This is a genomic window from Proteus sp. LHD240705, assembly GCF_047921555.1.
Lineage (GTDB): Bacteria > Pseudomonadota > Gammaproteobacteria > Enterobacterales > Enterobacteriaceae > Proteus.
Genome location: NZ_JBLRMI010000002.1, coordinates 179638 through 195074 on the forward strand (window position 1 = coordinate 179638; position 15437 = coordinate 195074).

Here is a 15437-nt window from a genome sequence, read left to right on the forward strand (position 1 = left end):
CGACTAGGTTGCTCACATTAACTTCGTCAATTTATTAATAGTCGTAGCTGACTTGTAACCAGAATTGACGACCTGGTTCATAAGATTTGTAATCTTTATCTTGGTAAGTGAAGTAGTCAGCCACATTTTTGGTGTTAAGGACATTATTCACTTCAACAGAAATACCGACACCATAAGCAAATTCAGGTTTCCAACCCAGTTTGGTATCCCAAGTAAAACGGCTACTGTAATTACGTTTTTTGTATTCAAATAATGGACCATATTCACTTGGTTTTGGCGCGCCATTATTGACTTTTTCTGCTTGTGAACGAGCACCATTCCATTGAAGTCGGTTATACCAAGTAATATCCCAATCATCCCAAACACTGGTGAGTTCAGCCGTGACTTTTAATGGTGAGTTAAAATTGCCAGAAGGTAAGTCTTTGGCATTGATGATTTTTCCGTCATACCAAACTTTGTCATAGTTCATTCCTTGTGAACTAGGATCGAAATTGGCGTAACCAGAATCTTTAGGGGTATTGGTTTTGCTTTTCTGCCAACTAATAGAAGCATTAAAAACATGATCTGCTTGGGCTAATTCCCAAGGCTGACTGTTTTTCACTGAAAGCGTTAAGGTATCGTGAGTGCTGCGACCATTATTATTGAAGTGACGAATTCTTATTTTGTCTTTGTCATTCGGGTATTTTGTATCACTACGGACTTCGTCACGACCTTCACGATGAACGTATTGCAGACGCCAAGTTGTAGACACAATTTCTTGTTGTAAACCTAACGTAATTTCATCGTTATACGGTGTTTTGAGAGAATCAACACCTTCAAAGTCGGTACGGTTTTCCCAATCATTTGGATTGTTGTTATCACAAGAGAAATAGCAGTGCTGTAAGCCTGCATTTTGTGCGCCATACAGTGCGTAAGTCAGCATGGAACGACCGTAATAACGGTTTACACCACCAATAATTAAGGTATCACCTGTTCCCCAAAGATCATAAGTTCCGCTTAAACGTGGAGAAATATTATTTTTTTGAACAAAATCATCACGATCTAAACGGATACCAGGACGTAATGTGAGGCGTTTATATTGGATATTATCGTCGAGATAAATAGCGTAGTTAGTATACGAAGCATCATATGTGCCCGCTAAGAAACGCGTTGTTTGCTGCAATGAACCCATCCACTGATTATCCCATGTGGAACCTGTATAGGTGTAGTTGTAATAGGTTTTGTCGCGGATATAAGAGCCTTTAGTTCGGCTAATCTCAAATCCTGTCGTTGGCTGGTGACTCACGGCACCCCATTCAACAGGGTTAAATCGCATAATACTTTTTGCGTTATAGGTTTCTTGTCTACTTTTCAGATCACCTTGACCACCACTGCTAACCTGCTGTGGGTTTTGCCAATCGGTATAATCTTTAATGGTGATAAAGTAGTCTTGATCATTAGTACGCTTATCTTCAAGGTTTTGATAACCCGCCGTTAATTCCAATGAACCAAGATCAAGTTGGTGTTTATAAAGTGCGGTAAAACTTAAACCATTATGTTCGTTGTCATAGCCTGAGTTATAGACAGAACCTGAGAATAAATAACTATTATAACGTGCAATATTGCTCGATAAATCAAGAGATTGTTTCTCTGAGATATCCCATGAATATTTAATAAAATAGTTATCTGATGTTCGAGTTTGATCTTTATAATGAGGCGTTTGCTCAACTTGTTCTAACTGACCATCTGGAGTCAGAATAATTCCGCCTTCTGCACTTATCATCATCGGGATCGTTGATTCACGACGAGATGCAGAGAAAATAAGTCCGGTGTTGTCTGTTAAGCCTGTTTCAAACCAACCACCAAAGTTTTGTTTATCGTATTTTTTCTGGAATCGAGCGGGATTACTAAAATCGTTATTTGCGGTATCAAAATTTAGTTTTGGATCGGTGAAAATATTGTTCCAGCTTGAACGTGTTGTACGATAATAGGCGTTGGCGTGTGTTTCACCAGACCAACGACGACTTTGTACTTCAACCGTTCCCCCCGTAAATCCGCCGAATTCGACAGGAATATTGTTATCGTAAACTGCGACGCTATCAATTAAGCGACTATCAAGGTACATTCCTTGTTCATCACTACTAATGCGTGTGTTGGTTTCACCTAAACCTGAATTAGCAGGGTCAAAATCGTTGTTAAAACTGACACCGTCAAGTTTGTAAGAGTTTTGATAACTACTAGAGCCGTGAATAGAGATACGCGAAGGTTTAATTTCACCCTGATTCATTGAAGTGCTGTCGTTATTGGAAAATTGAACAGCAGGGTTACTTTTTAGTAAGTCAGTAACGTTTCCATCACCTGTATTACGCTGTTTTATCTCTTCTGAGGTGATGTATTGTGGGGCTGAAACCACATCAGTAGCTGGATGATATGTACTACCGACACCGGTTACTTTAACTTCAGGAATAACGATCGCGTTGGCAGTTGCAAGGGGACGAATAACAAACCCACTGCCTTGTGGAATAATTTCTAATCCACTCCCGATTAAGACTTTTTGTAATGCAGTTTGGGTTTCAAATTGACCTGAAAGTGCTGGAGCACGTAGGTTTTTAACCGAATTTGCATCAAATAAAATTTGTACTTGTCCTTGTTTTGCAATGGCACTTAATGAATCAGCTAAAGACTGCTCTGGTAAAGCCACTGAAACTGTAGATGCATAAGCGCAAGGTGTGGCAATAGTGGTACTTATTAGCAATGCTAGTAAAGACCTCTTAAGGGTCTTTTTTTTGTTATTCATTCTCATTTCACCAATCCCATTCACTAACTTAATAATTGTTGTTACTAGGGAAGAGGGTGAAATGAGAATTATCCTCACCTATAAAAAAGAATATTTTTCATATTTCTTTTTACTTATTGATAATTAAAGCATTATTTTTATCAGTGAAAACAACATTAACCGGCAATATCAGTGGAATTGCGGTAATAAAGTCTTTGGCATCATTTATGTTAGCGATCCCTGAGACTTTCATTTTGGCGATTTCGGGGGAGGAAATTTGAATATTGATATCAAGATAAGGTTTGAGCTTGGTTATCACTTCATTCAATGGGCGCTCAAAGAAATGCAGTTGACCAAAACGCCAACTTCCCACGGAATCAATATTGACCGAAGAGATAACAAAGCTATCGCTGGCTAATTTGCTTGTAGCCTGAGAGCCTGCGTACAAATAGGCTGGCGAAGATTTCGGTGTTGCTTTTACTTCAACGATCCCTTCATGGACAGCAACGTTAATTTGATTGTTATCATAGCGACTAACTTCAAATTCAGTGCCAACTACTTTAATTAATCGGGTATCAGCATGCACATAGAAAGGGCGATACGGATTTGATTTTACCTTGAAATAGGCTTGTCCTTTATCCAACCATAAACGCCTTTCTTCTTGCACATAAGCCACTCTTACCTGTGTATTTCTGTCTAAATAGACTTTAGAGCCATCAGCTAAGGTCATTTCTTTAGGTAAATCGCTGGTTGCAAGCGTCATATTATCCATCAGTAATGCAGGTAAATGACTATAAGGAAGATATAAAACGGTGAGTAAACAAAGAGTAGCCGTGGTGTGGATCATTGGGCGCCAAAAAGAGCGTTTTTTCTTTTCAACGGTGGCGATTGTTGGTCGTGGTAATGCATCGCATTGACGCCAGATCCCAGCAATATCTTGATACGCTTGCCGATTTACATCATTTTCTATCCACACTTTAAACGCTTGACGTTGCTGAGGTGTCATCCTTTGGCTATATTGTCGGGTGAACCAAAGGGCTGCTTGCTCATCAGTCGATCCATTGAGTAATTCATCATTAGTCTCCAAAAAAAGGGAGTCTAGCTCCTCATCTGTGTGAGGTTTTATTTCCGGTATATTTTTTTCCGGCTTACTCATCATTCGAGCATTTCTCCTGTCCTGCATCGACATATCTTTTGCAATGTAATAGGGCAGCGGCAATATGTTTTTCCACCATACTGATTGAGATTTCCATTTGCTCTGCAATTTCGCTTTGTGATAGTCCATCAAAACGATAAAGAACAAATGCTTCTCGACGGCGTGGAGGTAATGTTTCAATTGCTTCGCTAAGTAGATCTAAACGCTGTTGATGCTCAACGACATACCCCGGATCAAGCTCCGTGGTATAACTTTGAGCGGCGTCATCTAATTCACAATCATCCTGATAGATATCTTTTTGCTTTTGATTTTTTCTCCAATGGTCAATCAAAACGTGGTTCGCTATTTTAAACAGAAAAGCACGCTGTTCTTGCACAGGTGTTTGTTCTTTTCTGTTTAGCCATAGTGTAAACACATCTTGAGACAAATCATCTGCATCATGGTAATTACCCGTACGTTTGTGGAAAAAACGCACAAGTTGTCCATAGGTTGATTGATAGGCACAACTAATTTTTTGTGCCAATGATTTATCGCTAGCCATAATCTCTGGTGTCTAAAAAAGAGTGAAATAATAAGCTCTTACTGCTTCTCATGCGAACAAGTTATGATAATTATCAAGCTAATTTTTTATTGTATTATTAATAATAAGCAATATCATTTGTGTTTGTATTATGCCTATAATTCACAAGAAAGAAAATCAGAGGCAAGAATTATGAGTAGTATGTCGGCGACTTTTTCACGCCGTGGATCATTTTCTATTGGTGGATTAACCGCCAGTATTTTATTTCATGCAACGTTAGCTGTTGTCGCTATTGGCTGGATAACATCTAAAGATGAACGCCATGGTGTTTTACCACCAGCGATGACAATGGATCTTGGTATCTATCAATTAGCACAGGCAGAAACAAAAGAAGTTCCTGTTGGGCCTGAAAAAGTGATGTCTGTTCCTGAACCCGCAGAGGTAGAGCCAGAACCTATCAAAGAAGTGTTAGATTTACCTAAAATGCCTGTAGTAGAACAAGGTACTTATGAGCGTATTCCAGAAAAGCCAAAAGTAAAACCAGTGGTGAAACCAAAACCTGTTGCGGTGAAAGTACCTGATGATCTTCCTGTCTCAGAAGCACCATCAGATGTAACAAGCGCACCTATTTCTGGTTCTAATACAAGTAGTAGTGCTCAATTTAATAGTTTATCTACTTCTTCTGTGAGTGGGCAAATGGGCTGGGAAAGCTTAGTTCATAGCCATATTAATGCCTATAAACGCTACCCACGCACAGCATTGCGCTTTAAAGCAACGGGCGTGACACAAGTTTCTATTGTGTTAAATGCAAAAGGTGAGTTATTAGACGCGAAAGTAGAAACATCATCAGGTAATCGTATTCTTGATAGAGAAGCGTTAAATACGATTAAACGTGCTTCGCCATTTCCAGCGCCTGAAAGCTATCGTTTAGTAAATGGTAATATTTCATTTACTGCGCCTTTAACGTTTGATTATAGGCAAGAGAGCTAAGTTATTATTTATAATTATTTACTACATAATAAACTAACTATTAAAAATAAATAATTTAAAGAAACAGAAACTAAAAAACCACCGTAAGGTGGTTTTCTAGTTTTAATCTTTGTGTTCGTCGGCATCGCAATTTTTCAGCGTCGCGGGGAAGATTGCCGCCTCTTTTGTCCCCACCAACGAAATAAGAGTATCATAGTGAAAATATAACAGCAATATAATTATTCAATAGAGTTTTTGTATAATAAAATCTCATTATCAACCTCATCAATATATAATGCATTGCTTTCATGGGTATACATATACATTTCTTTTAATATCAATAAGTCATTTTTTAAAGAATATAACTCTGATTCTAAATTTTTATTTGTTTTTCTTAATTCTTCAATTTCTGTATATAATTTATTTTTTGATATTGATGATAGTAGCCCTTTATCTAATAATTTTTTATCTCCACGACAAAGTGAAGCTCGATAATCCTCATTTCTATAATATTGATTGTATCCTTTTAATTTAAATAAAGGAGGAAGTATTCGCGTTACACAAATAGTTTGGATCATATCACATAAAGCATAAGTTTCTTTTTTAGCAAGATCACCAATGTTTTTTATTGATTCATCTGATAATTTAAAAATAGAGGAATTAACGGCTAAGTCATGAGGCTTTTTTGATGTGAGTGGAATGACTTTAACTCCTCTGTCATCTGCTTTTACGACAATCGCAGGCCTTCTCTTATGCATTTCACCCTGTTGAATATTATCAGGATAGCGTTTATTTGTTTTTATACTGGCATCCAAAGTGACACATGAGAAGATATGTCCAAATTCAACAATAATAATTTTACCAAGATATAATATTGATTTAGCACTTTTATAATTTTTATTTTTTAATGTTTGAGATAAATAAATATCATCTGAAACATTTCTTGGAGATAGCCAAATATTTATAATAATATTGTTCTCAGATAGAGTTTGAATTTTTGAACTTTTTATTTCCCATCTGTGTTCTTTTCTACCGATAAATGATTTTGTGATAAAAACAGAATAGAAATTTTCTTTATCAATGTTATCTCTAAATAGTGGAGTGATAATTTCATTTATACCATTTAGAATAACATGACCTAATAATATTTCAGTCCGATAATTATAAAATTCAAAATAATTAATTCTTATCATAATATAATCCGTTAAGTAATAGTGAGATATATCTGTGTTTTCGGGATTATTTTAGATTAATGTGACTTTATTTTTTCTATTTTAAACTTTAAATATATTTATTAAATTTCAAACTAATTAAATATAAAAAAGCAGAGAATAATCTCTGCTTTTATTTTTAGTCGTAAGGAAAATAATTAAAACTATTTTGTCATACGTTTGTATTTCATGCGACGAGGCTGAATAGCGTCGTTGCCTAATGTACGTTTTTTGTATTCTTCATATTCAGTAAAGTTACCTTCGAAAAATTCCACTTTACCTTCATCTTGATAATCGATGATATGCGTGGCAATACGGTCAAGGAACCAGCGGTCATGCGAGATAACCATGGCACAACCAGGGAACTCTAACAGGGCGTTTTCTAACGCACGTAAAGTTTCAACGTCGAGGTCGTTGGTTGGTTCATCGAGCAGTAACATGTTACCGCCAACTTGTAGCAGCTTCGCAAGGTGTAAACGACCACGCTCACCACCAGAAAGTTCGCCAACACGTTTACCTTGGTCAATACCTTTAAAGTTAAAACGACCAACATAGGCACGGCTTGGGATCTCAAAGTTGCCAATACGCATAATGTCTTGGCCACCTGAAACTTCTTCCCAAACAGTTTTACTGTCGTCCATGCTGTCGCGGAACTGATCAACAGACGCCAGTTTAACAGTATCACCTAAAGTGAGTGTACCTGAGTCTGGTTGTTCTTGACCCGAGATCATACGAAATAGTGTTGATTTACCTGCACCGTTAGGGCCGATAATACCGACAATCGCCCCTTTAGGAATAGAGAAGCTTAAATTATCAATCAGAACGCGATCACCATAAGATTTTGTTAGATTATTAATTTCTAACACTTTATCCCCTAAACGTGGTCCAGGTGGAATAAAGAGTTCACTGGTCTCATTACGTTTTTGATAATCAACGCTGTTAAGTTCTTCAAAGCGAGCAAGACGTGCCTTGCCTTTTGCTTGGCGACCTTTAGGATTTTGGCGGATCCACTCAAGTTCTTTCTGAATAGATTTATGACGAGCCGCTTCAGTTGCCGCTTCTTGCTCAAGGCGCGCGTCTTTCTGCTCTAACCATGAAGAGTAGTTACCTTCCCATGGAATACCTTCACCACGGTCAAGTTCTAAGATCCAACCCGCTACGTTATCAAGGAAGTAACGGTCGTGGGTGATCGCCACAACAGTACCTTCATAATCATGTAAGAAGCGCTCTAACCAAGCCACAGATTCCGCATCCAAGTGGTTAGTTGGTTCATCTAATAACAGCATATCTGGTTTTTCTAACAGGAGACGACAGATAGCAACACGGCGACGTTCACCCCCTGAAAGTTTCTCAATTTTTGCGTCCCATTCAGGTAAACGTAGCGCTTCTGCTGCACGCTCTAATTGATTTTCAAGGTTATGGCCATCATGAGATTGAATAATCGCTTCTAACTGACCTTGTTCTTTTGCTAATTTATCGAAATCAGCATCAGGATCGGCATAAGCCGCATAAACTTCATCAAGGCGGTTTAATGCGTTTTTCAGTTCGCTGACGGCTTCTTCAACGGCTTCACGTACTGTATGTTCTGGGTTTAATTTTGGTTCTTGTGGTAAGTAACCAATTTTAATACCTGGTTGTGGACGTGCTTCACCTTCGATATCAGTATCAATACCTGCCATGATGCGTAGTAATGTTGATTTACCAGCACCATTAAGACCAAGCACACCAATTTTCGCGCCCGGGAAGAAGCTGAGTGAAATGTTTTTAAGGATATGTCGCTTAGGTGGGACAATTTTCCCGACACGCAACATACTATAAACGTATTGAGCCACTATAATTACCCTTTGATTATAAAAGAGATTTTATCTGAGGTGCCACTTTTTGCGCTAAAAACAAATTTTTTGTGATTAAGCCGCGTGTTTATGGTACCAAAATGAACAATAGCAAAGTCAATGCCAGTATTTTGCCAAAGACCCGAAAATGATGAAAGTCGCCAGTATACCCGATTTATAAAAGAAAACCTTAGTCAAAAGAGAGGTTTTTATCCACCTTTCGTACTTCCTCTGAAAGTAAAGAAAATTTCTCTTAAAGAGGGGAACTTACATTGTTAATGATTATCATATTAGCTAATGTATTCACTCTTTGGTGGTTCTATTTGAGGTGGGAGAAATAACGTGGTGAAGCAAAAGTGGTCGTTAGCATTGGCAATTGGGGCATTGTGTTTTTCTACATGGGTGCAAGCAGATTCATTAAGTGAACAACGTGCCCGTTATCAAGAAATTAAGTCAGCATGGGATCTGAAAAAAACAGATGAAGTAGAAAAACTACTACCTACATTACAAAACTATCCACTTTATCCTTATCTGGAATACCGTCAAATTACGGATAATCTTGATGTTATTGCGCCAGCAGTGGTTACTGAATTTGTTGCTAAATATCCCACATTGCCACCAGCAAAAGCACTTCCTTCACTGTTTGTGAATGAATTGGCTAAACGCCAAGAGTGGCAGAACTTACTGACTTTTAGCCCCAATCCACCAAATCCTAAAGCTGCAAGATGTAATTATTATTATGCAAAATGGGCAACAGGTGATATTCAAACGGCATGGGTAGGGGCTAAAGAAGCATGGCTTAATGGCACATCAATGCCATCAAGTTGTGATTCACTTTTTGATGAATGGCAAAAAGCTAATCAATTAACACCCGAGTTGGTGTTAGAACGCATTAATTTAGCGGTTAAAAATGGTAATACGGCGCTTGCTGCTTACTTGGCTCGACGTCTCCCTGAAAATTATCAAACCATTAGTGATGCCTTGGTTGAATTACAAGACTATCCCAATTTAGTTGGACGCTATGCAACCACTCTTTCACCGACAGATTTCACACGTTCAATCATACAATCTGCATTTTCACGTTGGGCAAGAAAAGACGCAGATGCAGCAAGAGCACAACTGGACAATATCGCGCATGCACAAAAAATGACAGCCAGTGAGCGCCAGTTAATGCGTGATACTGTGGCGTGGCAATATATGCCTTATGCGACACCAGAGCAGGTAAAATGGCGTGATAGCATTATTCAAGATACAGCATCAGATACATTGCGTGAGCGCCGTGTACGCCTAGCATTAAGCCAAAACCAACCTGCTGAATTGGCATTGTGGTTAGAAAGGCTCTCTCCGGAAAGTAAAAATAAGGAAGAGTGGCGTTATTGGCGAGCAATGGTGTTGCAATCACAAGGTAAAAACAGTGAAGCACAAGCTATTTTAGAAGCGCTAACACAAAATCGTGGTTTTTACCCAATGGTTGCAGCTGCCAAATTAGGTAAGCCTTATGTGATGGTGATAGATAAAGCCCCAAGTGTTTCATCAAACATCCCTAATCAGCCAGAAATACAGCGTGTTCGTGAATTGATGTATTGGCAGATGGATAACTTAGCGCGATCAGAGTGGGCAAACTATGTTGCTTCACAGCCAGCGCAAATACAGTCTGAATTAGCGCGTTATGCGTATGAGCAAAAATGGGCTGATTTAGCGGTGCAAGCCACGATCACAGGGAAAATGTGGGATCATCTAGAAGAACGCTTCCCTCTTGCTTGGAAAAATGAGTTTGAGCAATATACGAAAGATAAATCGATCGACCGCAATTATGCGATGGCGATTGCTCGCCAAGAAAGTGCGTGGAATCCTCAAGCCCGTTCTTCAGCGGGTGCAACAGGTTTAATGCAGGTTATGCCAAAAACAGCAGAGTTTACGGTAAAACAAGCGGGGATTACGGGATATACAAGTAGTGCGCAATTGACAAATCCTGTGAAGAATATTGAGATTGGTACCGCTTATCTTGATTCTGTCTATCAGCGTTTTAACCAAAACCGTATTTTAGCAAGTGCTGCGTACAATGCGGGGCCTGCGCGTGTTGATCGTTGGTTATCTGATGCAAATGGTCAATTAGATGCAATTGCTTTTGTTGAAAGTATTCCTTTTGCTGAAACTCGTGGTTATGTGAAAAACGTACTCTCTTTTGCTGTTTTCTATAGCTATTTTGCGGGTGAACAGCAGCCAGTACTGACTGAAAATGAGTGGAATAGCCGATATTAAAGGATAAAAAAAGGATTTATTGTTGGAGCCTCTTTGTACATTAGCAAAGTATGATATAGTTTGTACTAGTTAATGAGTGTGGCAAAAAGAGGTTCCCACGATGCAAGATCCTGCATTATCACCTGAAGAGAATGAGCACTGGCTAAGATTTGTAGAGTTATTACAACATGCTTTTGAGCAAGATGTGCAATTTCCTATTTTACAACTTTTAATGACACCTGATGAACGTAGTGCTTTGGCAACTCGAGTTCGCATTGTGCAAGAGTTAATGCGAGGGGATTTAAGTCAGCGTGAGTTAAAAGAAGAGTTAGGCGTTGGCATTGCCACCATCACTAGAGGCTCTAATAGTTTAAAAACAGCGCCACATGATGTGAAATTATGGCTTGAAAAAGAGCTAATGACGAAAAAATAGTCGCGTTGTTACTCTCTAGACTAGAATAATAAAAAGCCATTTAATTATTTGATTAAATGGCTTTTTTTGTTTCTTTTTTATCTAACAGCAAACTTATCTAGAAGCTGGGTTATCTAAAAAAACGCATTAGATTAATTATTAATCTTCTTTTTGATTGAGTTCTTTATAGATATCATGAGTGACTGGTACTAATGCCAGCACTAATGCTTGTTGATACACAGAAGTACGACTGAGTAGGCCATCAGTAAAATAACCAATCGCACCGCCACGCTGTTTAATGTTGTCAATTTTTGTTAAGAAAGCCATTTCATCGCCAAGCTCACGACCTTCACGGATCCCTTTTAAGATCTGTTCTGGTAGCATAAGGCTTGCTGAGCGTGATTCTCCACGAATTTGACCATGTTCGACAACAATCCAAGCAAAGGTCATATCATCTTCTATACCGGCTTCGACGCCAACCCAAAAATCAGCTTCAGGGCGAACTTGACGAGCCGCCATCACACGTTGACGTGCGCCAGTTCTCGTTTCTGTATTTCCGATAGGTTGCTGTGGAACACGACTATCGACATTAATATCTTCAATATCAAAGGTATCTTTACCGAATACTTGCTCAAAGGCGAGTTTTATCGCGTTGATTTTTGCTGGATTCGTAGTGGCTGCAATGACATGATACATAATGAATTAATCATCCTTTGAAAAATTAGAGCAGTATAACGGAAAAAATGTATGTTACAGGTCTATCTTGTTCGCCACGGTGAAACTGAATGGAACGTGGCGAGACGTATTCAAGGGCAATCTGATAGCCCACTAACAGCGAATGGTGTGCGTCAAGCACAGCAAGTTGCTGAAAAAGTAAAATCAGCAGGCATTACCCACATTATCTCAAGCGATCTTGGCCGTACTCGTCAAACGGCAGAAATCATTGCACAAGCTTGTGGCTGTGAAGTGATAACTGACCCACGTTTACGTGAACTCAATATGGGCGTTCTTGAACAGCGAGAGATCGCAACATTAAAGACACAAGAAGAGGCTTGGCGCAAGAGTTTGATTGATGGTACACCTGATGGACGAATTCCCCAAGGAGAATCAATGGCAGAATTAGCAAGTCGTATGCAGGCTGCGCTAAATCAATGTCTTGATTTACCCGCAAATAGCCGCCCACTCTTAGTCAGTCATGGTATTGCTTTAGGGTGCTTACTGAGTACTGTATTAGGATTACCTGCATATGCAGAACGCCGTTTAAGACTGCGTAATTGCTCAATTTCACGCGTTGATTATCAAAATAGCCCTTGGCTTGCTAATGGTTGGGTGATTGAAACAGCGGGTGATGTGAGTCATCTTACTGATACTGCATTAGATGAAGTTCAGCGCTAAAAAATAAAAGCTCTCTTTCTCATATTACAAAGAGAGCTTTTTCTTATGCGGTTACATCTTCGCGTTTAATTGGAATGTAATATTCAAAACGTTCGATATGATCTTGTGGCTCAGTCACCATCTCATTGCTGTAACTCACATTTTTAAGATAGTATTTTTCAACGTCATAGCCTTTACGGCGCGTTAATCCCATATTAGGTAAGCAGACACCATAAATTAGGAATAAAAATTCCTGCATTGCACCACGTTTTGCCTCACCTTCAAAATCAAAGCGAATGTAATCACCGCCAGCAAGAGAGACTTCATTTGCTGCATCATCATCGATAAACGTTGCATAATCTGGCTCAACGGCAGTTGTGTAAAGCACACGTTGTTCGTCTTCATGCTCATCGCTATGTTGTGCGTGGTGAAGCCCATAAACTTGATGAGGGACAGCGCTTATCTTGCTCATGTAGTAACGCCAGAAGGTTTGGCGCATGTTAGAGCAGGCTTCAGCCCATTGCTCAAGGGTGTGGCTACAAGTTTGCTCAATACCAATTAATTTCTTCTCAGATAGCGTTACAAATTCCCATTTAGGTAAATTTTGAGGATCTAAGGTAATTGGTGGACAAATTCCTACCGCACACCATTCATCAGTACGACGATAAAGTGCGGGTGTTCTATCAAATTGCTTTTTAAAAGCGCGGGTAAAAGTCTGTTGAGAATCAAAACGATATTGCAAAGCAATGTCTAAAATAGGGCGGCTCGTTAAACGTAATGCAACGGCTGCACGAGATAGACGCCTTGAACGAATATAAGAACCAATCGCTTGTCCTGTAACTTCTTTAAACATGCGTTGTAGATGCCACTTGGAGTAACCCGCTTTGGTTGCGACATTATCGAGGGATAATGGCTTGTCTAGGTTATTATCAAGCCAAGCGAGCAAATCACGTATGATGTTGGTTTGATCCATACATCTCCCTTAGTCATATTCGTTTGTTTATTGCAGTAGAAGTAGATGGTAAAGAGCCTGAACATCTATAACAAGTTATATTGTTAGACAATCGTAAAATATAGTCTTTTTCATCGACTAATGTACACAAATTCTTCTATCAGTTAGTAATAGATTGTTTTATTCTAGACAAAACTATTTTCTCATCTTTTCAATGGAACTAGGTAAATATGTTAAATTTCAAAAAGATGCTAGCAATATCTATATTACTCCCTTTTTCTTTGATGGCAAAAGCAGAAGAAATTGGCTACGTGGATACGGTATTTAAGTTTTTTGGCGCTAACCATAAAATTGTGATTGAAGCATTTGATGATCCTGAAGTTAAAAATGTCACATGTTATTTAAGCCGAGCAAAAACTGGGGGCATTTCAGGGAGTTTAGGTCTTGCTGAAGATACTGCTGATGCGGCTATCTCTTGCCAGCAAGTAGGGCCTATTGAACTAAGCGAAAAGGTTATTAAAGGGAAAAATAATGGTGATGTTGTTTTCCAGAAAAGAACATCATTAGTATTTAAAAAGCTTCAAGTTGTACGTTTTTACGATAAACAGCGCCATGCTTTAGTTTATCTGACTTACTCAGATAAAGTCATTGATGGTTCGCCAAAAAATGCGATTAGTGCAGTACCTATTATGCCGTGGAAAGAGTGATTTTTATTTACTAGAGAAATTAATGGTTAATAAAATTAATACGAATAAGGTTTAAAATTTTTTTAAAAAAGAAGTTATATTTTTTATCAAAATAGTTGCTGAGATCAATTTTCACTATTTGTGATTTTATTAATCCTTCTTTAGATAAAAGAAACCCCCGAATGGTAATTCGGGGGTTTTTGTTAAGAAAGTGTTTGAGATAGAATCAAAATCACTCGTCTAAATCACCACAGAAGCGATAACCTTCACCATGAATTGTTGCAATGATTTCTGGTGTATCTGGTGTTGACTCAAAATGCTTACGAATACGACGGATAGTTACGTCAACCGTACGATCATGAGGTTTCAGTTCACGGCCTGTCATTTTCTTCAGTAATTCTGCACGAGTTTGGATTTTTCCTGGATTCTCGCAGAAATGTAGCATCGCACGAAATTCACTGCGTGGTAATTTATATTGTTCACCAGCAGGGCTGATTAGTGAGCGACTGTTAATATCAAGCTCCCAACCATTGAATTTATAGCTTTCCACTAAACGGCGTTCTTCTGTGCCATTAACTAAATTCATGGTACGTGACAGTAAGTTACGTGCACGAATCGTTAATTCACGAGGGTTAAATGGTTTAGTAATGTAATCATCGGCACCAATTTCTAGGCCTAAGATTTTATCAACTTCATTATCACGACCGGTCAGGAACATTAATGCAACACTTGCCTGTTCACGTAATTCACGAGCAAGTAACAGCCCGTTTTTACCAGGAAGGTTAATGTCCATAATGACCAGATTAATATCATGATCAGATAGAACATTGTGCATTTCGTTGCCATCAGTGGCTTCGTGTACGATATACCCTTCAGCTTCGAATATGCTTTTCAGGGTATTACGAGTAACAACTTCGTCTTCAACAATCAGAATGTGCGGGGTTTGCATATTTGCTACCTAAAATTACCAAAAATAGAAAAAGGAAATCTGTGTTTAACTTCTGTGTGCGCTTGTGTGGTTATTCATTTTTGTTATTAGCACGTAAAAACTAGACCCAGATTGAAATTCGATAAATAACCATCACGTTATTACAAAACTTGCAATTTTAATCGACAATGAACGCTAAAATCAGAATGCAAAACGCCCATAGTCTATTAACAGCAATATAACACCAGTTGTATTAAATACCATCTAAAAAGCTAACTTTTGTTGACACATATCAAAATCAAGATAACAGCTTAACCTTGATTTCAATAGTTAACTATATAATTTGATTTATGTAATGTAAAAGAAAAATATATGTTAAATATAGTGGGGGTTTATTTTTT

13 protein-coding genes are annotated in these 15437 nt (G+C 38.5%); 5 read left to right on the top strand and 8 right to left on the bottom strand.

Features of this window, described 5'->3' with window-relative positions; translation table 11 throughout:
- Positions 1–34: 34 nt before the first annotated feature.
- The 3 genes from ACNART_RS04265 to ACNART_RS04275 form a co-directional block, all read right to left on the bottom strand.
- Positions 35–2782, bottom strand: coding sequence for a TonB-dependent receptor (locus ACNART_RS04265; protein WP_349442715.1), 2748 nt, complete (start codon positions 2780–2782; stop codon positions 35–37).
- A gap of 103 nt (positions 2783–2885) precedes the next feature.
- On the bottom strand, positions 2886–3914 hold the full coding sequence (locus ACNART_RS04270; RefSeq protein WP_232797545.1) for a FecR family protein: 1029 nt from the start codon (positions 3912–3914) through the stop codon (positions 2886–2888).
- Positions 3904–4452 carry an RNA polymerase sigma factor gene (locus ACNART_RS04275; protein WP_109371879.1) on the bottom strand — a complete coding sequence of 183 codons (549 nt, stop codon included), beginning with the start codon at positions 4450–4452 and terminating at the stop codon, positions 3904–3906. The genes ACNART_RS04270 and ACNART_RS04275 overlap by 11 nt, the downstream gene beginning before the upstream one ends.
- A gap of 171 nt (positions 4453–4623) precedes the next feature.
- Here ACNART_RS04275 and ACNART_RS04280 point away from each other — a divergent pair, with 171 nt between their 5' ends.
- Positions 4624–5421 (top strand): energy transducer TonB, encoded by a 798-nt coding sequence (locus tag ACNART_RS04280; RefSeq protein ID WP_198625959.1) that lies wholly within the window; start codon positions 4624–4626, stop codon positions 5419–5421.
- 218 nt (positions 5422–5639) lie between these two features.
- On the opposite strand, the gene ACNART_RS04285 is transcribed toward ACNART_RS04280, so the two are convergent.
- Both ACNART_RS04285 and ettA read right to left on the bottom strand, forming a co-directional pair.
- Positions 5640–6593 (bottom strand): hypothetical protein, encoded by a 954-nt coding sequence (locus tag ACNART_RS04285; RefSeq protein WP_368927422.1) that lies wholly within the window; start codon positions 6591–6593, stop codon positions 5640–5642.
- Positions 6594–6775: 182 nt separating this feature from the next.
- Positions 6776–8443, bottom strand: a complete 1668-nt coding sequence (ettA, locus tag ACNART_RS04290; protein ID WP_109371873.1) for an energy-dependent translational throttle protein EttA — start codon at positions 8441–8443, stop codon at positions 6776–6778.
- A 342-nt stretch (positions 8444–8785) separates the two neighbouring features.
- Here ettA and sltY point away from each other — a divergent pair, with 342 nt between their 5' ends.
- Together sltY and trpR are read left to right on the top strand one after the other, a co-directional pair.
- Complete coding sequence (sltY, locus tag ACNART_RS04295; RefSeq protein WP_368927421.1) at positions 8786–10705, top strand: murein transglycosylase; 1920 nt, start codon at positions 8786–8788, stop codon at positions 10703–10705.
- Positions 10706–10805: 100 nt separating this feature from the next.
- A complete protein-coding gene (gene trpR, locus ACNART_RS04300) occupies positions 10806–11117 on the top strand; it encodes a trp operon repressor (RefSeq protein WP_036911763.1) in 312 nt (103 codons plus the stop codon).
- 138 nt (positions 11118–11255) lie between these two features.
- Here trpR and yjjX read toward each other — a convergent pair whose 3' ends face one another.
- Positions 11256–11792, bottom strand: a complete 537-nt coding sequence (yjjX, locus tag ACNART_RS04305; protein ID WP_023580954.1) for an inosine/xanthosine triphosphatase — start codon at positions 11790–11792, stop codon at positions 11256–11258.
- 51 nt (positions 11793–11843) lie between these two features.
- On the opposite strand from yjjX, the gene gpmB reads away from it, so the two are divergent.
- Positions 11844–12491 carry a 2,3-diphosphoglycerate-dependent phosphoglycerate mutase GpmB gene (gpmB, locus tag ACNART_RS04310; protein WP_109371869.1) on the top strand — a complete coding sequence of 216 codons (648 nt, stop codon included), beginning with the start codon at positions 11844–11846 and terminating at the stop codon, positions 12489–12491.
- 43 nt (positions 12492–12534) lie between these two features.
- On the opposite strand, the gene robA is transcribed toward gpmB, so the two are convergent.
- Complete coding sequence (robA, locus tag ACNART_RS04315; protein WP_198619302.1) at positions 12535–13443, bottom strand: MDR efflux pump AcrAB transcriptional activator RobA; 909 nt, start codon at positions 13441–13443, stop codon at positions 12535–12537.
- A gap of 227 nt (positions 13444–13670) precedes the next feature.
- On the opposite strand from robA, the gene creA reads away from it, so the two are divergent.
- On the top strand, positions 13671–14129 hold the full coding sequence (gene creA / locus ACNART_RS04320; protein ID WP_198619446.1) for a protein CreA: 459 nt from the start codon (positions 13671–13673) through the stop codon (positions 14127–14129).
- A gap of 211 nt (positions 14130–14340) precedes the next feature.
- On the opposite strand, the gene arcA is transcribed toward creA, so the two are convergent.
- Positions 14341–15057: a two-component system response regulator ArcA gene (gene arcA / locus ACNART_RS04325; RefSeq protein WP_006535263.1), complete on the bottom strand. Its 717-nt coding sequence runs from the start codon at positions 15055–15057 to the stop codon at positions 14341–14343.
- Between the last annotated feature and the right edge of the window lie 380 nt (positions 15058–15437).